The organism is Vreelandella sulfidaeris Esulfide1 (genome assembly GCF_054072535.1).
Genome location: NZ_CM133364.1, coordinates 2,386,236 through 2,404,865 on the forward strand (window position 1 = coordinate 2,386,236; position 18,630 = coordinate 2,404,865).

Here is an 18,630-nt window from a genome sequence, read left to right on the forward strand (position 1 = left end):
TTTAGTTACCCTCCACATTGGCATTATCTTCCTCAAGCACTTCACGCACTTCCTCTGCATCGGGGGCGTCATCTTTCAGCAGCCAAGCATCGGTCATGGCACGCGCCAAGTGGGCAGCATGGGTACTGCCGCCCCCCGCGTTCTCGACAATGACGGATACGGCAATTTGAGGGTCATCTAACGGCGCAAAGGCCATAAATAAAGCATGATCGCGTAGGCGCTCCGCCAACTCGTCAGCGTTGTAACGCTGATCCTGGCCCAATGAAAATACTTGTGCGGTGCCTGATTTGCCACCCATCCGATATTCAAGGCCCACGCCAGTTCTACGGGCAGTGCCTTCACTACCGCTGATTACTTTCTCCATACCGCTGAACACCCTATCCCACCAGTTATCGTTGGCTAGCTGAATATCATCCAGCGTATCCGGCAGGTCTTGTGGCACGGGGGTATCGCCAATCTGACGGGCCAACCTGGGTTTCACCCAATGGCCGCGATTCGCCAACGTTGCGGTGGCACTAGCAAGCTGAAGAGGTGTCACTTGCCAATACCCCTGTCCAATACCCACTGAAAGCGTTTCGCCAGGGTACCACGGCTGGTTAAAGCGCCCGCGTTTCCAATCGCGAGAAGGCATCAAAGCGTTGCTCTCGCCTTGCACGTCATGGGCCACGCGCTGGCCAAAACCAAAATTGCTCATCCGGTCGTGTAAATTATCAATGCCTAAATCATGCGCCAAGGTGTAATAGTAAGTGTTATTGGAAACGGCGAGAGAGCGTTCCATATCGACACGACCATGCCCCCAACGCAACCAGTTGCGGTATCGGCGGGAGTCGTTAGGAAGTTGATAATAACCAGGGTCATTAATCGTGCTGTCAGGCGTGATCACCCCTTCGACCAAACCGGCCAGGGCCAGAAAAGGCTTAATCGTAGAACCAGGGGGATAGTGGCCGCGAATAGCACGATTAAAGAGTGGAAGGTCAAGGTCTTCCTGCAACCCACGATAAGAAGCAACGTCAATCCCGGTGACAAACTGGTTACTATCGAACCCAGGTGTCGACACCATGGCAAGGATCTCACCTGTTTCAGGCACAATCGCGACAATAGAGCCCCTACGGTCATCAAGTAACTCGTAGGCCAACATCTGGAGCGACTTATCCAACGTTAGCGTCAAGTTCTCCCCTGGCACAGGATCGGTACGATCAAGCTCACGCAGTACCCGGCCACGGGCATTAGTTTCTACTTTACGCAAGCCTGCCTGACCGTGCAGCTCCTCTTCATAAAACCGCTCAATCCCCGTTTTACCGATAAAGTGGGTACCTGCATAGCGTCCCGCATCCAGCTCTTCCAACTCTTCGGCATTGATACGACCAACATAGCCCAAAGCGTGTGCCATTATTTCTGCATCGGGATAAAAACGCAGTGGCTGAGCTTCTATCTCAACACCAGGCAAGCGATGGCGATTAACCGCCAGACGGGCAATCTGGTCTTCGCTTAAGTCACTGGTCAGCAGAGCAGGCTGAAAGGGGCGCTGGCGTTGGCGTGATCGAACATTGAACGCCTCAATCTCTTCTTCAGGCAGTTCAAGCAGCTCTACCAGTAGTGCCAACGTTTCATCCAGGTTATCGACACGTTCACGGACGAGTGTCAGATTGTAAGTTGGGCGGTTTTCAGCCAACAGCACGCCGTTACGGTCATAGATTAACCCACGGTTAGGGGGTAGCGGCTCAACACGAACCCGGTTATTTTCGGAGCGCGTGCTATACATATCATGTTGGACGATTTGTAAATAAACGAGGCGCCCCATCAACAGACTGGCGAGCGTTAACACGACTAAAACGGCGAGCAGCGCTCTAACACGAAAAATACGCAATTCTTGTTCAGAGTTTTTTAGCGTATTGGGGCGCTTGAGCATGGCAACGATGACTCTCAAATCAAACAATCAAATCAAATAAAGGGCGCGACAGGCCACAAACAGTGATTGCTCACCATTTAGCCATTAGCGGTGATAAGGATGACCTACCAGTAGTGTCCAGGCGCGGTAGAGCTGCTCAGCCAGCATAATTCGTACTAGCGGATGAGGCAGCGTCAGCGGTGAAATCGACCATGTTATATTGGCCATCGCCGAAAGCGAAGGTTCAAGCCCATCGGGCCCGCCTACAAGCAACACGACCTCTCGCCCAGCCATTCGCCAAGCGTCAGCTTCCTCAGCCAGCTGCTCCGTTGTCCATGGCTTGCCTTTGACTTCCAACGCCACCACATATTCGTCGCCACGCAGCTTATCGCGAATACGCTGCGCCTCTTGGGCGCGCGCTTTTGCGATATCTGCATTTTTACCCCGCTGGCCGAGCGCAATTTCTTCTATCTCAAGGTTGAAATCTCTCGGCAGCCGCTTGCGGTAAGTTTCGATGCCCTCCTCAACCCAAGATGGCATTTTGCTTCCCACCGCTAACAGCCGGATCCTCATGACATGCTGGCTCGCTCTTGAAAGCGCTCAAGCGACTCGCCGATAGCACCCGAATCACTCGGCAGATCGACCCATAGTCGCTCTAAGTCGTAGAGAGTCCGGGCCTCAGGCATCATGATGTGCACCACCACATCACCTAGGTCAACCAGCACCCAATCAGCGTTATCGCCACCCTCAACGCCTAAAGGCCCAAGCCCTGCGGCTTTAGCTTTTTCTACTACGTTTTGTGCCAGCGCGGCCACATGACGTGTCGAAGTGCCGCTGGCAATCAGCATGAGGTCGGTAACCTCAGTTAATTTGGCAACATCCAATTGGGTAATGTCACGTGCTTTCAGTTCTTCTAGCGCGTCAACCGCTAAATTTTTCAATGTATCGATGTGCATGACTCCTAAAGACAACCTCATTGGGTAATCGGTCAATAAAGCCGGCCATTGTAACGGCTTCTTTGATGACTGCCAGCGCTAATCGCGCTGTTGATAGAGTCTACCTTGCTCAATGGCCTCTTCGACGGGGGCTGGCACCAAATAGCGCACACTTTTCTTCTCTACCAAACACTGACGAATGTAGGTTGCAGAAATCGTCATTAGCGATGGCAGTTGCAGCGGCAAATAGCCCCCACAGGGCCGCTGCATCAATGTTTCTACACTATCGACTCTACGATGCTCCACCAGTTCCATTAACGATTCAGGTAGCGGATCGTTGTAGCCAGGCCTGGCAATCACTACCAGATGAGCGAGTTCAAACAGGCGCTCAGGCTGGTGCCATTGCGTTAGGCGTAGGAAGGCATCAAAGCCAATAACCATCACTAGGCGGGACTGGCAACCGTATTCAGCCCGCAATTCGGCAAGCGTATCGGCGCTATACGAGGGGCCGTCACGCTTCAGTTCACGATCATCTGCGAACAGCCCAGGCGTGTCGCCAATACCCGCTTTTAAAAGCGCTAATCGTTGTTGTGCTGAGACCTGAGGTTGGCCGCGTAATGGGGGCTGTTGAGCGGGAATCATATGCAGTCGATCTAACGACAGCGCTTCATGTACTTCTAGCGCACTGCGCAAATGGCCTAGATGTACCGGGTCAAAAGTGCCGCCTAACATACCGATACGTTGCCCTGAATGACTCATACCACCACCTTATTCGCGCACCTGGCCATCACCAAACACGACATACTTTTGAGTGGTTAGTCCCTCAAGCCCTACAGGCCCACGGGCGTGAAGCTTGTCGGTTGAAATCCCAATTTCTGCGCCTAGCCCGTACTCAAAACCATCTGCAAAACGGGTAGATGCATTAACGATCACGGAGCTGGAGTCGACTTCCGCCATGAAGCGCCGCGCCAATGAGTAATCCTGGGTAACAATCGCATCCGTATGATGAGAGCCATATTGTTCGATATGGGCAATGGCTTCATCGACACCCTCGACCACTTTGATCGCCAGCACAGGCGCTAAATACTCAGCATACCAATCCGCCTCTACCGCTGCCGTCACCTGGGGCAGGAGTGCTTGAGTGCGCTGACAGCCACGCAATTCCACATTATGTACGGCATACGCGCGAGCCAGTTCAGGTAACAGTAGATCCGCAATCGGTGCGTCGATCAGCAGTGTTTCCATTGTATTACAGGTACCGTAACGATGCGTTTTTGCATTGACGGCGATGGCTAACGCTTTGGCAGGGTCGGCGGTAGTATCGATATAAACATGGCAAACACCATCAAGGTGTTTAATGACCGGCACCCGTGCGTCACGCGATATACGCTCTATCAGGGACTTACCACCCCGCGGAATAATGACATCAACATATTCAGGCATACTGATCAATTCCCCCACCGCCGCTCGGTCGGTGGTGGCCACCACTTGGACACTACCGGCAGGCAGCCCCACATCGGCAAGCCCCGCTTGAATACAGCTGCTAATGGCTGCGTTTGATGCACTGGCTTCCGACCCGCCGCGTAAAATACAGGCGTTGCCCGATTTCAAACACAGACTGGCAGCTTCCAATGTCACATTCGGACGCGACTCATAAATAATGCCGATCACGCCCAGTGGCACACGCATTTTACCTACTTGAATACCGCTAGGCCGGTAGCGCATATCGCCAATCTCGCCCACGGGGTCCGGCAAGCCGGCTACCTGCTGCAAGCCTTCAATCATTGCGTCCACACGTGCATCGCTGAGAGCTAAACGGTCGAGCAATGCACTGTCCAACCCATTCTCGCGACCACGTTGTAAGTCTTCGTCGTTGGCGTCCAGTATGCGCGCCCGCGCTTCTGCCAAACGCTGCGCAATGGCCAACAGTGTACGGTTTTTCAATCCTGTATCTGCTCGGCGCAGTTCGCTGGCGGCGCGACGTGCCGCCTGTCCCAATGCCTGCATATAGGCGGGCACATTACCGGCTGATAAGTGCTGATGGGCTTCGTCTTGGAACGGTGTCGAAACACTCATGCTGTCTCCGTGCGTCGTCGCGCATACTAAGGTTAGGGTGTTCAATGTTTAAGGTGTTCAATCATTACGTTTTAAAGGCATTCCAACTATACGATGCCCTGCCAATTAAGCTTTGGCGGCGGCCCTCTGCGATTGGCAAGCACTCAAGTACAGCCGTTTACATGTTTATACTTAAGTTATGTCATTTCAACGTTATACTATGGGCGATTAAGGCGCTAACGTGTGCTGTGTACGTTTGTCATCCTACACGCACCCACTTGCTCGGATACATCTGGTTATTCAGGACGAATAGTAAGTCACCATGCAAAGCAAGTACAAAATCCGCCTACTACGTGCCAACCTGTTAGCCGCTGCCGTTGCCTTGGCATTATGGACCCCCGCCACGCCCCCTGCGGCGGCTTTCGTGTTATGGCTTTCAGTCGGGTGGCTATTCATTACTGCGTTAATGCTCGATTTTAGCCACCGCCGTTCTCGGGGGTTGCCATGGCAGATGGTGCCCGGCGTGCTACTGCTAAGCTTAATTGCTGCCGCGCCAGAACGACACGGTATTTTAATTTGGGCGTGGGCCGCGTTGATGATGTTGCCACAAAGTAGCTGGGTGGCCGCCTTTAATCTCAGCGCAGCGCTGATTAGCTCGGTAATGATAGCGCCGCTATTGGACGGTTCTGAATTTATTCTACTGATTTGTGCACTGCTGATACTTGGCTTACTCGCTTTATCCAGCGCACAGCAGCTGATCGATATGAACGGTTCCATTCGTCATCGCTTACGATTAATTCCTGGTCTTAATCTATGGGCCGCTGAGCAACTGGTTCGCGATATCTCTCGTGAACAAACGCGCTGTGAGCGTGAAGGTGTTCATGCGGAAGTATTTATTCTGCATGTAAAACGCCATCAGCTTTGGCCAACGGCTCAGAAGTTGTGCGAACTAACCTATGACTTCGAAAACGTTTACCGCTTAGATAGCACAACGCTGGCCACACTAATGCTTTCACGCTCACCCAAAGAAGCCGCACAACGACGCAACCAACTGCTCGCCGATTTACCTGACAATATTCACAGTGAGCATCTTGAATTAATCAATATCGATCCAGCAACGCTCTCGGTTTTTGAGATGAGTAAACTACCGACTGAGCAGGTGCAGGAGACTATATGACCGAGCACCATATTTCCAAGCGATTGATGACGCTCGCCTATAGCGGCAGTATTTTACTGATGGCGGGCTATTCGTTGTGGCTTTATGCCATGGGAGACTATAGCGACCTGCTAATCCCCGCCTTTATGACGTTACTGCTAATGTCGGCTCTGCTAATGCACATCGGGCCTGGGCTTAAAAGCTGCCTGCCACGTATTGTTCTGCTGTGTTGCACCTACTTAGTGGTGCTTAGCACCTTCCATTACCAGGAACAGGTTTCGCCGATTTGGCTAGGCCTGCCGATTACTGCCGCTTTTCTACTATTGCCGCTGTGGGCTGCACTGTTGATTAATATCACTGCAGGGCCATTGTGGTGGTTGTTCTCTTCAGTCGCCTCTGCCCCACCGGCTTTTATTGTTGGCTATGTTGCCTTTACGCTGCTGCTCGCTCTTCCACGCTGGGAACATGCTCGACGTCGTGCGCTATTGCGCGCTACCGATCCCAATGACAGTGACTGTAACGCCTATCATATTGATACGCTAAAAGAGCGCTTACAGAGCGAGTTTCAACGCGCGGCCATGCTTAATCAGCAACTCGCGTTACTGGTATTACACTTACCACAGCTGGACATGGCGGGAGAACAGTTTGGACATCGTGCACAAACCGCGCTGCTAGGGGCGTTGTGCAGCGAAGTGAACAGCCGGTGTCGTGATCATGACGTACTTGGTCGTGCGGATAACGCCACTTTTTGGCTTGTTCTGCCGGATACGAGTGAAAGTGGAGCGCTACTGGTACGCGAGCGACTACAGCGAGCACTCTCACGGTGTGTACTGGTAGAAACCGGTCAACTAGAAGCGCGTATTGCAGCCTGCTTGCCCAACCGAACGGAGTGCTTTGACCACTACGTTAAGCGTCTTGAAGCACGTGGCGCTACGCTCGCCAACGTTTAGCCTACCAGTACGAACACTTTCACCTTTTGCCGGAGAAGGCAGTGCCGCTAGCCGATACGCTCCTCTCGTTAACCCCCTCACCCCCGCTCTTACTTTGCTTGGTGCTGGTAATTTCATTAGTGGAATCACTTGCCTTGGTGGGATTACTAGTGCCCGGTGTGGTGTTAATCACCACGGCGGCCTCTTTGGCAGGACATCAAGACATCGCTTTGGCGTGGTTGCTCGGTGCAGCGTTTATAGGCGCCATTTTAGGCGATGGCATCAGCTTTTCACTGGGCTTTAAACATCGCGAGCAGGTCACTCAGCGGTGGCCACTGTCACAGCATCCAGAATGGCTGGGGCGAGGAGCGCGTTTCTTCGAGCGCTATGGCATATGGTCGGTTTTTGTCGGCCGTTTTGTGGGTCCCGTGCGGCCGATCATCCCATTAGTAGCAGGTATGATGCGGATGCCACCGCGCACTTTCATTTGGGCCAACATCACCTCAGCGGCGCTTTGGGCGCCTGCATACACACTGCCTGGCTACTTATTAGGCCGCACCTGGCAGCACCATTTGAATTTACCGCCCGGCCTAGAGACAGCTTTACTCTTGCTCGCCGCCATTATTATCCTGCTCGCCGTTATTTTTTCCTGGGGCCGACATCAAGCGACACGGCATGGCCGACTTTACCGAATGATAGCTGGCAGTATTCGCCGTTTGCCGCTGCTACGCAGGTCCTGGCTAGCCATGAGTCAAACTGGCGATGTTCCATTAGCCTCCCTGCTGCTTCTGGTGTTAGCCCTGGGCAGCTTGTCTGGCTGGACACTGCTGGTCATCGCTCACGATACGCCACTGGAACTTGACCTGTTTGTTCAACGCCTGGTTATAAGTCTACAGAGTGATTTTTCTTACATAGTCGGTAATGTTTTTGCACAAATCGGAGACACCCTCGGCATTATCGCTATAACGCTGCCTTGGGCAGCATGGATGCTAATAGGTAAGCGATGGGATGCACTCTTGCACTGGTGTGGTGCCTTTGCTGGCGTAGCAGTGCTAAACATTTTAGGCAAAGCACTATTTGGGCGTGCCCGCCCCGACACCCCCGACTACCTTACGGGATCGTTCTCCTACCCTAGCGCCCATACTTCAACCGCTGTCGTACTATTTGGCCTAGCAGCAGCCTTTATTGCGGCCGAAATGCCCCGCCAAAAGCGTTTTTGGGCCTATTGGATGGCGCTAGCGCTTGCACTCCCTATGGCTTTATCACGGCTAGTAGTTGGCGTGCACTGGTTTAGCGACTTAGTGGGTGGCGCGTTATTAGGCTTGATCGTTTGCGCGCTCACTTTTTTGCACTGGCAACAACAACCACGGCCACCATTACGCCCCTGTCCATGGCTTCTGCTAAGCATTACGTCATTAGTGTTAATTAGCGCTCGCGTGGGTTTTCTGCCACCCGTTTAGAGCTAGATTTCCGCTTTATTAGCCGAAGGCAAGCCAAAGGCCGACGCCTATCATTAGCGTTCCTGCGATGCGGTTAAGCAAGCGCACATTGCCACTCTTGCCAAGTGCATTGCGTAACGTTTTACCGCCGGTGGCATACACCAACATACTGGCGAACTCGATAGTTAAAATCACCGCGATTAGCAGGCTGAGCTGCCCTGGTAAGGGACGGTTGCCGTCCAAAAAAGGCGGCAGTAGTACCATGAAGAACGCCCACCCTTTGGGGTTGGCGACAGCGGTCACAAAACCCTGCATGGCAAGTTGCAGTCGGCTAGCCGGTGGGCCAGCATCCAGTTCGCTAGGAATTGCCATGCGCCCACGGGAGCGCCACATCATAATGCCTAAATAGCCCAAGTAAGCGCCACCCACCCATTTAAACAACACAAACAGCTCTGGCTGTCGCAGCATCAATGCAGCCACCCCCGCGCCAGCGGCTGCCGCCACTAAGCCAACGCCCAGCAGCTCACCCATCATCATCCACAGCGTACGTTTAACGCCTTGGGTCATACCCAGCACCATGGCAAGCGTCATACACATACCGGGTGTCAGCGAAACAAATAGAAACGTTGGCACAAAAACCGATAGCGTGGCCCACGACATCATAGATCACTCATCCTTATCTCCGACCTCTCCCCAGCGAGGCATCAGCGAGTGCTCGATTCCTAACTGGTTGAGGATGCGCGCCACAATAAAATCAATCAGGTCTTCAATACTTTGCGGGCAGTGATAAAACCCTGGGGCTGCCGGCAAGATGACTACGCCCAAGCGGCTCAATGTCAGCATGTGCTCCAAGTGAATCGGCGAAAACGGGCTTTCTCGCGGCACCAGTACCAACGTTCGCCGCTCTTTAATCGCCACGTCCGCCGCTCGCTCAATCAAATTATTGCTGGCCCCTGTGGCCACGGCTGAGAGTGTTCCTGTTGAGCAGGGGCACACCACCATAGCCGATGGCGCACCAGAGCCTGACGCTACCGGCGCCATCCAGTCCTCACGCCCGAAGCAACGTATTTGCCCCGGTTGCGCACCGCTACGCTCGCTTAACGCCTGCGCTAAACGCTGGGGCTGTGCGGGCAATTCGCACTCTGTTTCAGTGGCAATTACCATGTGCGCGGCTTTTGAAACCATTACCCATACTTCGTGACCTGTCGCTACCAACACATCAATCAAGCGCAGCCCGTACTGCGCGCCAGATGCACCGGTAAGGGCGACGGTAATAGGCTTTTTAAACACCCGTTCAGTTTGATTGGTCACACTCGCCCCTCGTCAGCGTCGGTTTTTTGGGCAGCCGTTAAAGCGGCAAGCAAGCGCTCATGAACACCCTCAAAACTGCCGTTAGACATCACCACGATACGGTCTAATGGTGACGCTTGAGTGACCACTGCCGATACCAACGTATCAATATCGCTATACAGCTGAGCATGCGCCCCTTGTGTGGCGACGAGTTCTTCCATTGACCAATCTAACCCTACCGGCTGAAACCAAAAGACACCGTCAGCGTCAGCTACACTTTCGATCAGGCGTTCTCGTAATGCGCCTAAGCGCATGGTATTGGAGCGCGGCTCGATGACGGCTAACAGGCGCCCTTTGGTGGTGGCCGCACGTAGCCCTTTAAGCGTGGCCGCTATGGCCGTGGGGTGATGGGCGAAGTCGTCAATTACCTGGATGCCGTTAACCTCACCACGCACTTCCTGGCGCCTCCTAGGGGTTTCAAAACGCGCCAGCGCCGCACAGCCACGCGCTAGATCAACCCCACACAAATGCGCCGCCGCCAGCGCTGCCAAGGCATTGCGTGCGTTATATTCACCCGTCAGCGTCCACTCAACGACGCCATCTTCTTCCTGAGCGCTACCCTGGCCATCGCCACCGCCATAAATCACCTGAAAGCGGCTCGCGTCGGCACGCTCTAGTATAAACCGCCATTCGCTCGCGGCTTGGTCACCAAAATGCGCCACCGGTGTCCAGGCGCCTTGACCGAGCACTCGCTCAAGGGCGGGCTGCTCATCGGCCACTAACAGATGGCCTTGGCTTGGCACGGTACGCACCAAATGGTGGAACTGGCGCTCAATAGCATCGAGATCGGGGAAAATGTCGGCATGATCAAACTCAAGGTTATTGAGTATGGCGATATGTGGGCGATAGTGTACAAACTTGGAACGCTTATCGAAAAAGGCCGTGTCGTATTCGTCGGCTTCCACCACAAACGGCGCATCATGCGCACCCAAACGTGCCGACACACCAAAATTACGGGGTACACCGCCGATTAAAAAGCCAGGCGCTAAACCAGCACTTTCCAATAGCCAAGCCAATATGCTCGCCGTTGTCGTCTTCCCATGGGTACCCGCCACGGCAATGACACGCCGCCCAGGCAGCACGTGTTCCGCCAGCCACTGTGCACCCGAGGTATAAGGCAGACCGCTATTGAGCAGCGCCTCAACCTCTTGATTGCCTCGTGACATAGCGTTACCAACTATCACAAGGTCTGGCACCCGGTCCGGCGCTGGCAAAAGATGCTGTGCGCGGTAACCTTCCATCAAGGTAATGCCTGCCTCAGCAAGTTGAGTGCTCATGGGCGGATAAACATGCTGATCAGAGCCACTTACCTGATGCCCCAACTCACGCGCCAGCAGCGCCAGGCTCCCCATGAAGGTGCCGCAGATACCGATAATGTGCAGATGCATGGCTCTCGCCCCGTTAATCGCCAGTAAACTAAATCATGAAAAAGCCAAAAAAATGGCGTAAAAATAGTCAAATAGCCTAGCATGCTGACTCGATTTGCTCATCTACTCATCGCTACTAACCGCAATTAGTATCGGCGGAGCGCCCATCAAGTGACAAATCCGCTCAGTTGTTGCAGGATGCGACCACCGTTTATCAAGGTTAGCCATTATTCTCTTCTCACTCGTCACGCTGTTGTAAGCCTAAACCTCAGCGAAAGGAGCCTTCCGATGCGCATTTTAATTCGCTACTTTTTTCGTGGCCTTCGCGTGGTGCTTGCCCCGTTTATGCTGATTTCAGAAAAGCTCTCCACGCCTAAGTCGGTTGAGCGCTCACCTGAAGAGCAAGCGAAGATTGATGAAACATGCCAGCGATTGGCTCTGTATCAATTTCGTACCTGCCCCTTTTGTATCAAGGTACGTAAAGAAATTGCACGACTGGGTTTGAGCATTGAGTTGCGCGATGTCCAGCTCGACCCCGAGCATAAGCAAGCCCTATTGGAAGGCGGTGGAAAAGTCAAAGTACCCTGTCTGAAAATTATCCACGACGACGGGCGGGAAGAGTGGATGTATGAATCTGATACGATTAATGCTTGGCTACACAAGCAATTTGACTAAGCAATGCCAGTAGGGCGCAACACGCGCATACCTTAACCGAGGTCGGCAGAAGCCGGCCGCGGGGATTAGAACTCTATTTTTTGTGCCTTTACATCAAACGTCACATCTATTTCGATACCCTCCTCCCGGCTCGGCGGCTCCCCTAATTCGATTTGCAGCGCCATCACTCCTTGTATCCTGCCAACTACGTGCACCCATTGGTTGGTACGTTCATAGTCCGTCAACGTTACGACTACGTCCCCTCCTTCAGACGTATAAAGCGGCGGAGCCATCGATGTACCCAGGGGATGAATAACAACCGTATTGATCAACTGCTCTTCGCGCATGGTCAGGCTAACCGAGAGGGCTTCCTGGGCTTCCCAAACCTCTTCATCAACAAACCCAGTGATATCAATATCGATGTCGTCGCCCCGCTCAATGAACGACGCATTTGAATCATTGCCATAGCTTAAAATAAACCACTCGCGTGGCTCACCATCCAGCGACCCAGATAATCCAGGAAGCACTTTTTCAGGCGCTGTTTGCTCAATGGCGAAACCGCTGATAGGCCACCATAGAGTTATCGCCAATATTCCAATTTTCTTCCACATAGAGTTATTCCATTAAGTTTTAAGGCATTTTTAACTACTACTTTCGTCTAAAACCAAGTCAACAGCATGCCGTTATTAGCGTGATCATTTATCAGACGAATGATGCCTGTCATTATTTCGATTGTATGACGCGATAGCTACTCTCTATGTTATTAGCTTATGTTGTACTAACAGCTTGGTTGTAGAAACAGACTAGTGGTGAAAACAAACTAGTTATAAGAATAGCTTACGAGCTGACCGTGTCTGTTTTACTGACGTTTTCTTGGTTTTACGAATGTTTTGAACCAAGAAAACAGTGGTAAAACGAACAATAAACAACTATCCAAGGGAACGAATATGACGTTCAAGAAGACCCTACTGGCTTCCGTTATCGGCGCAGTGGTTGCGGGTACGACCTTATTACCAATGACCGCAAGTGCTGAAACACTCCGCATTGGTTACTCTGCTGACCCTGAAACCCTCGACCTACATGAGCAGCTTTCTGGTGGCGTGCTGCGCTTCTCCCACCTGGCGTTTGATCCGCTGGTGCGCTGGACAAAAGACTTTCAGTTCGAGCCGCGCTTAGCCACCGAATGGGAACAAGTCGACGAAACCACCATGCGCATGACACTGCGTGAAGGCGTGACTTTCCACTCCGGTAACGAATTCACCGCCAAAGATGTGGTTTGGACCATTGAACGCCTGAAAGAGAGCCCTGACTACCGCGCCATCTTTGAGCCGGTGGCCAGCGCCGAAGCCGTTGACGACTACACCGTTGAGATCGTCACGACTGAGCCCTATCCACTGCTGCTCAACCTCGCTACCTATATCTTCCCCCTGGATAGCGAGTTCTATACCGGTGAAACCGAAGACGGCAAAGATAAAGCTGAAATCGTCAAAGCGGGTAACTCCTTCGCTTCACGCAATGTTTCCGGCACAGGCCCGTTCGTTGTCACCGACCGTCGCCAGGGCGTGCGTGTCGATTTCGAGCGCTTTGAAGATTACTGGGATACCGAAACCGAAGGCAATGTTTCCGAGATCGTATTAACGCCGATTGCCGAAAACGCTTCTCGCGTTGCAGCGCTGCTTTCTGGTGGCGTTGACTTCATTGATGCCGTGCCGCCTAACGATTTAGACCGTGTCCGTGAAGCAGACGGTGTCAATCTGATTGAGATTGACGGTACGCGTATTATTGGCTTCCAGATGAACGAAGAGCGCGTCGAAGCCTTCCAGGACCCCCGCGTTCGTCAAGCCGTCGACTTAGCCATTAACCAGGAAGGCATTGCCGACCGTTTAATGCGTGGCTTCGCTAACCCAGCGGGTCAGTTCTCACCCGAAGGCTACTCTGGTCATAACCCAGACTTAACGCCACGCTATGATGTTGAACGCGCGAAAGAACTAATGGCAGAAGCCGGTTACGAAGATGGCTTCACCGTTGAAATGATCGCGCCCAACAACCGCTATGTGAACGATGCGCAAATCGCTCAAGCGGTGGCGAACATGCTGGCGCAAATTAATATCGACGTTGAATTGCGTACCATGCCGCTGGCCCAGTACTGGCCTGAATACGATACGCGCGAGTCCGATATGGCGATGATCGGTTGGCACGCCGATACCGAAGACAGCGCCAACTTCTTCCAGTACCTCTCCTTCTGCATCGATGAAGAAACCGGCGCTGGTCAGTACAACTACGGCAGCTACTGCAACGAAGAAATTGATGCCCTGGTCACTGAAGCAGACAGCGAAACGGATCTGGAAAAACGCAACGAAATGCTGCGTGAAGCCGAAGCCATGCTGTACGAAGATGTCGGTTTCATCATGCTGCACTGGCAGAACCTTGCCTATGCCGCAGCGGATGGCGTTGACGTTGAGCCGGTGGTCAATGCGATCGACTTCCCCTACCTGGGCGACTTGGTCATTGACACCAGCGACGAGTAATCCTCTCCATCGTATGTTGATGGCATACCGTTAAACGAATCACTGCAGTACTTACTGCATGGATGCTTCGCTCCCTAAGCACTTAGGGGGCGAAGTCTTTTGTTTGGCGGTAAACGGCTAAATGAGTGCTATAGAACAAGCTCTACTCCCTTTGATGAACCCTTCATACAGGTGGCGTACGCCATGATTGCCTTTTTAATCAAGCGGCTGATGCACGCGATTTTGGTGATGTTTGTCATCAGCGTGCTGGCCTTCGCCATCCAGGATAACCTGGGTGACCCCGTGCAGCAGATGGTCGGCCAGTCAGTGCCGGAAAGCGAGCGTGAAGAAATACGTGAGCGCCTAGGTCTGAATGATCCCTTCCTGGTGCAATACGCGCGCTTTGCTAAAAATGCCGTTCAAGGCGATTTTGGCTACTCTTATTTTTATCGTGAACCGGCCTTAGAAGTCATTGCTCGCCACTTACCCGCCACGCTGGAACTGGTGTTTGCCGCCACGCTGATTATTGTGATTTTTTCAGTGCCAATCGGTGTATACAGCGCGATTAAACCACGCTCACCGATTTCACGATTGTTTATGGGCGTCTCCATTATTGGTATTTCGATTCCGGTATTCTTGACCGCCATCGTGCTTATTCAAATTTTTGCGATAGGCGTTACGGTTACGCTATTCCCCGAAAGTACCGGCTGGGGCGCGTGGCTTAATGATTTCTTCTCGACGGAAGGCAATATGCCCTCCTTTGGCCGCGGTAATGACTTAGTCAATGTAGCCGGTGAGTGGGATACCAATCTTGCGACCTGGAGTGGCTTACAGCATCTCGTGCTACCGGCTATCTCGTTGGCCTCGATTATGCTTCCGCTGTTTATTCGCTTGATTCGTGCCGAAATGATGGAAGTCCTGCAGTCAGAATATGTGAAATACGCACGTGCCAAAGGTATCTCAATGCGCCGTGTCTATTTCGTTCATGCGCTTAAAAACACCATGCTACCGGTGATTACCGTGGGTGGTGTGCAGATCGGCACCATGGTGGCCTATACCATTTTAACCGAGACCGTTTTCCAATGGCCGGGCATGGGCTTGATGTTTTTGGATGCCATCAATCGTGCTGACATTCCGCTAATCGTGACTTACTTAATGATCGTCGGCGTGATCTTTGTCGTCACCAACACCATCGTAGATCTCATCTACGGCATGGTGAACCCCACCGTTAAACTGACTGGGAAGCCCGCATGAGCACCTCAACTAACTCCTCCCCAGCGAGCGCCACACCCAGCCGCTGGGAGCGCCTGCGCGATTCCTACATGTGGTACAGCTTCAAGCGTGACCGCACCGCCCAGCTCTGCTTGGCCGTGTTTATCTGTATGGTCATCGCCGCGTTTGCCTCCCCGCTGCTGGCGCCAACCAACCCCTACGACCTGGCCCAAATCGATATCATGGCGTCAGAGCTGCCACCTTTCTGGATTGATGGTGCCGATGAGCGTTACGCATTAGGCACCGACGCCCAAGGGCGGGATCTGTGGTCAATCGTGTTATATGGCACGCGCGTTTCATTGCTGATCGGCTTTGGCGCGGTTATTTTGCAGGCACTGCTAGGGGTCACTTTTGGCCTGATGGCGGGCTATCTCGGCGGTCGTATCGATACTATTTTGATGCGCTTGGCGGATATACAACTCTCCTTTTCGACCCTCATGGTCGCTATCGTGGTAGGCGCCTTGGTTAAGGCCACCATGGGCAGCGCCTTTTATAGCCAATACGCGGTTATGATGCTGATCCTGATTATCGGCTTGGCCGAATGGCCGCAGTACGCGCGTACGGTGCGCGCTTCTGTACTGGCTGAGAAGAATAAAGAGTACGTAGACGCCGCCCGCGTGATGGGGCTGCGCAGCAAACGGATTATGTTCCGCCATGTGCTGCCTAACACCATGTCGCCGATCTTCGTTATCTCGACCGTACAGATTGCCAACGCCATTATTTCTGAAGCGGCACTGTCATTTCTGGGGCTTGGGATGCCCGAAACGCATCCCTCATTGGGCTCACTGATTAAGTCTGGCTTTGACTATATCCAGTCTGGCTCCTGGTGGATCACCTTGATTCCGGGTGCAGTGCTGGTCGTGCTGGTGCTGTCGATCAATCTACTTGGCGATTGGCTGCGTGATGTCATGAACCCACGACTCTACAAAGGCTGAGGACACCATGGCACTACTTGAAGTCAACAATCTCGATGTCCGCTTCGCGCTGCGCCAAGGCGAAGTCCACGCCCTGCGGGACATTACTTTTACCCTTGAGCGTGGTGAACGCCTGGGGATTGTCGGAGAATCTGGCGCGGGTAAGTCGGTCGCGGCGTTCTCGCTCCTCAACTTGATATCCAAGCCGGGCTTTATTGCGGGCGGTACGGTTAACTTTGATGGCCAAGTGCTTAACCGCATGTCTGAGCGCGGCCTGCGCAAAGTGCGTGGCAATCGCATTTCGATGATCTTCCAAGATCCGATGATGACACTCAACCCAGTGCTTTCTATTGGCGAGCAAATGGTTGAGTGCTTAAAAGCGCACCGGCGTATCTCTTCTAAAGAGGCCCGCGCGATTGCGTTAGACAAGCTGCGTCAGGTGCAGATTCCCTCACCGGATACGCGCTTGGATCAGTATCCCCATGAGCTTTCAGGCGGTATGCGCCAGCGCATTATCATCGCAATAGCCCTGCTTCTCGACCCGGACATTATCATTGCTGACGAGCCTACCACAGCGCTCGACGTGACTATCCAGGCCGAGATCATGGCGCTGCTGCTTGAACTCTGCGAGCAGCACAATGTGGGGCTTATTCTGATCACCCATGACCTAGGCGTGGTAAGCCAGGTCACTCAGCGTATGCTGGTTATGTATGCGGGCCGGGTGATTGAGCAAGGCCCCACCCGGGAAATTATTAATGACCCGCAACATCCTTATACTCAAGGGCTAATCAACGCCCTACCGCAGATGGCCACGCCCGGCGAAAAGCTCAATCAGATTCGCGGCAGCATGCCTTCGCTCTCAAACCTGCCTAGCGGCTGCGCGTTTCATCCGCGCTGCGATTTTATCAATCGTGCCGATGGTCAGCCCCGCCCTGCCTGCACGCAGCAAGTGCCTGGCTTTGTCGAATCCGGTAACTGCCGTGTGGCATGTCATATGGTGGCTGAAATGCTTGAAGATCGCCGTTTGAAGGAGGAAACCTCATGAACGCCCCCGCTGAGGCCATGACGGACAACCGTATTCCGACCCATACTCCCCGTCAGAACGAAGAGAGCGCTGATTCACTGCTGCAGATTCGCGATCTGAAAAAACGCTTTTCTCTCTCGGGCGATTTTCTCGACCAGCTGCGCTTTAAAGGTGGCAAGCTGGTTCGTCACCAAGAGCACGTCCACGCCATTAACGGCGTTAACCTGGACATCAAACGCGGCGAAGCACTGTGTGTGGTAGGCGAGTCGGGTTGCGGCAAGTCCACTGTAGCGCGAACGGTAATGGGGCTCTTGACGCCGTCAGAAGGTGAAATTCGCTACGACGGCAATCGTATTGATAACTTAAGTTCGCGACAGTTGCTGCCTTATCGTAAGCGAATGCAGATGATCTTTCAGAACCCTTATGCGTCGCTCAACCCGCGCATGACCATACAGCAGACCCTGGAAGAGCCGCTTCGCCTGCACCATCCCAACTGGAAACGGCCGCAGATTCTCGACAAAGTTGAAGAGGTAATGCGTTCGGTAGGCATCGACCCCGACTGGGGTAAGCGCTTTGGCCACGAGTTTTCCGGTGGTCAGCGCCAGCGTATCGCTATTGCCCGGGCATTGGCTGTTGACCCTGAGTTTATCGTTGCCGATGAACCTATCTCCGCGCTCGACGTCTCGATTCAAGCCCAGGTGCTCAACCTGCTGATGGAAGCTCAGCAAGAGCGCAACCTGACCTATCTGTTCATTACCCACGACCTCGCCGTAGTGGAGCACTTTGGCACCCGAGTGGCGGTCATGTACTTAGGCACGGTATGCGAAATTGCTACCACGGCCACATTGTTTGAAAAGCCGCGCCACCCTTACACCCAAGCATTGCTTTCGGCGATTCCACGCTTAAAGGATGATCGCCCACAGCATATTCGTCTTACTGGCGAGGTGCCGACGCCGGTTAACCTGCCAAGCGGTTGCGTATTTCATGGCCGCTGCCCATACGCTAATGCACGCTGTAAGCAAGAAATCCCCCTATTACAGACACAAGATGACGGCACGCGTGTAGCGTGTCACGCTGTTGAGGAGGGGCGTTTATGAGGCGGGCGCTTTTCACAACACAGCGGAAAACGACGCTGAGGGG

18 protein-coding genes are annotated in these 18,630 nt (G+C 53.2%); 9 read left to right on the forward strand and 9 right to left on the reverse strand.

All coding sequences use genetic code 11. From position 1 onward, the window contains the following. Nucleotide 1 precedes the first annotated feature (1 nt). The 5 genes from mrdA to ACW44H_RS11175 form a co-directional block, all read right to left on the reverse strand. Nucleotides 2-1,909: a penicillin-binding protein 2 gene (gene mrdA, locus ACW44H_RS11155; protein ID WP_113269591.1), complete on the reverse strand. Its 1,908-nt coding sequence runs from the start codon at nucleotides 1,907-1,909 to the stop codon at nucleotides 2-4. 84 nt (nucleotides 1,910-1,993) lie between these two features. Continuing rightward, the gene (gene rlmH, locus ACW44H_RS11160) at nucleotides 1,994-2,461 is read right to left on the reverse strand and encodes a 23S rRNA (pseudouridine(1915)-N(3))-methyltransferase RlmH (protein WP_457504524.1); all 468 of its coding nucleotides are present in this window, start codon (nucleotides 2,459-2,461) and stop codon (nucleotides 1,994-1,996) included. Then, nucleotides 2,458-2,844, reverse strand: a complete 387-nt coding sequence (gene rsfS / locus ACW44H_RS11165) for a ribosome silencing factor (RefSeq protein WP_457504525.1) — start codon at nucleotides 2,842-2,844, stop codon at nucleotides 2,458-2,460. Before rsfS ends, rlmH begins: the two co-directional genes overlap by 4 nt. 78 nt (nucleotides 2,845-2,922) lie before the next feature. Further along, nucleotides 2,923-3,582, reverse strand: coding sequence for a nicotinate-nucleotide adenylyltransferase (nadD, locus tag ACW44H_RS11170; protein ID WP_457504526.1), 660 nt, complete (start codon nucleotides 3,580-3,582; stop codon nucleotides 2,923-2,925). A gap of 9 nt (nucleotides 3,583-3,591) precedes the next feature. Next, on the reverse strand, nucleotides 3,592-4,899 hold the full coding sequence (locus ACW44H_RS11175) for a glutamate-5-semialdehyde dehydrogenase (RefSeq protein ID WP_457504527.1): 1,308 nt from the start codon (nucleotides 4,897-4,899) through the stop codon (nucleotides 3,592-3,594). Between the two features lie 301 nt (nucleotides 4,900-5,200). On the opposite strand from ACW44H_RS11175, the gene ACW44H_RS11180 reads away from it, so the two are divergent. The 3 genes from ACW44H_RS11180 to ACW44H_RS11190 are packed head-to-tail and all read left to right on the forward strand — an operon-like array spanning nucleotide 5,201 to nucleotide 8,423. After that, the gene (locus ACW44H_RS11180) at nucleotides 5,201-6,055 is read left to right on the forward strand and encodes a hypothetical protein (RefSeq protein WP_457504529.1); all 855 of its coding nucleotides are present in this window, start codon (nucleotides 5,201-5,203) and stop codon (nucleotides 6,053-6,055) included. After that, on the forward strand, nucleotides 6,052-6,984 hold the full coding sequence (locus ACW44H_RS11185) for a GGDEF domain-containing protein (protein WP_447045551.1): 933 nt from the start codon (nucleotides 6,052-6,054) through the stop codon (nucleotides 6,982-6,984). The genes ACW44H_RS11180 and ACW44H_RS11185 overlap by 4 nt, the downstream gene beginning before the upstream one ends. Nucleotides 6,985-7,025: 41 nt before the next feature. Beyond that, a complete protein-coding gene (locus ACW44H_RS11190) occupies nucleotides 7,026-8,423 on the forward strand; it encodes a bifunctional DedA family/phosphatase PAP2 family protein (RefSeq protein WP_457504531.1) in 1,398 nt (465 codons plus the stop codon). An 18-nt stretch (nucleotides 8,424-8,441) separates the two neighbouring features. Here ACW44H_RS11190 and ACW44H_RS11195 read toward each other — a convergent pair whose 3' ends face one another. The 3 genes from ACW44H_RS11195 to mpl are packed head-to-tail and all read right to left on the reverse strand — an operon-like array spanning nucleotide 8,442 to nucleotide 11,140. Then, nucleotides 8,442-9,065, reverse strand: coding sequence for a LysE family translocator (locus ACW44H_RS11195; RefSeq protein ID WP_457504532.1), 624 nt, complete (start codon nucleotides 9,063-9,065; stop codon nucleotides 8,442-8,444). Between the two features lie 3 nt (nucleotides 9,066-9,068). Continuing rightward, nucleotides 9,069-9,713 (reverse strand): flavin prenyltransferase UbiX, encoded by a 645-nt coding sequence (locus ACW44H_RS11200; protein ID WP_457504534.1) that lies wholly within the window; start codon nucleotides 9,711-9,713, stop codon nucleotides 9,069-9,071. Next, nucleotides 9,710-11,140, reverse strand: a complete 1,431-nt coding sequence (gene mpl / locus ACW44H_RS11205; RefSeq protein ID WP_457504535.1) for a UDP-N-acetylmuramate:L-alanyl-gamma-D-glutamyl-meso-diaminopimelate ligase — start codon at nucleotides 11,138-11,140, stop codon at nucleotides 9,710-9,712. Before mpl ends, ACW44H_RS11200 begins: the two co-directional genes overlap by 4 nt. 267 nt (nucleotides 11,141-11,407) lie before the next feature. Between mpl and ACW44H_RS11210 the strand changes: the two genes are divergently transcribed. Continuing rightward, nucleotides 11,408-11,794: a glutaredoxin family protein gene (locus tag ACW44H_RS11210; RefSeq protein WP_457504537.1), complete on the forward strand. Its 387-nt coding sequence runs from the start codon at nucleotides 11,408-11,410 to the stop codon at nucleotides 11,792-11,794. 65 nt (nucleotides 11,795-11,859) lie between these two features. On the opposite strand, the gene ACW44H_RS11215 is transcribed toward ACW44H_RS11210, so the two are convergent. After that, nucleotides 11,860-12,384 (reverse strand): hypothetical protein, encoded by a 525-nt coding sequence (locus tag ACW44H_RS11215; protein ID WP_457504539.1) that lies wholly within the window; start codon nucleotides 12,382-12,384, stop codon nucleotides 11,860-11,862. Nucleotides 12,385-12,720: 336 nt separating this feature from the next. Here ACW44H_RS11215 and ACW44H_RS11220 point away from each other — a divergent pair, with 336 nt between their 5' ends. From ACW44H_RS11220 to ACW44H_RS11240, 5 genes are all read left to right on the forward strand, one after another. Then, nucleotides 12,721-14,301, forward strand: a complete 1,581-nt coding sequence (locus ACW44H_RS11220) for an ABC transporter substrate-binding protein (RefSeq protein ID WP_457504540.1) — start codon at nucleotides 12,721-12,723, stop codon at nucleotides 14,299-14,301. A gap of 183 nt (nucleotides 14,302-14,484) precedes the next feature. Further along, entirely contained in the window at nucleotides 14,485-15,534 is a 1,050-nt protein-coding gene (locus tag ACW44H_RS11225) for an ABC transporter permease (protein ID WP_457504541.1), read from the forward strand. Continuing rightward, nucleotides 15,531-16,487, forward strand: coding sequence for an ABC transporter permease (locus ACW44H_RS11230; protein WP_457504543.1), 957 nt, complete (start codon nucleotides 15,531-15,533; stop codon nucleotides 16,485-16,487). Before ACW44H_RS11225 ends, ACW44H_RS11230 begins: the two co-directional genes overlap by 4 nt. A gap of 7 nt (nucleotides 16,488-16,494) precedes the next feature. Continuing rightward, the gene (locus ACW44H_RS11235; RefSeq protein ID WP_113269576.1) at nucleotides 16,495-17,511 is read left to right on the forward strand and encodes an ABC transporter ATP-binding protein; all 1,017 of its coding nucleotides are present in this window, start codon (nucleotides 16,495-16,497) and stop codon (nucleotides 17,509-17,511) included. Between the two features lie 17 nt (nucleotides 17,512-17,528). Further along, nucleotides 17,529-18,587, forward strand: coding sequence for an ABC transporter ATP-binding protein (locus ACW44H_RS11240; protein WP_457509009.1), 1,059 nt, complete (start codon nucleotides 17,529-17,531; stop codon nucleotides 18,585-18,587). Nucleotides 18,588-18,630: the final 43 nt, after the last annotated feature.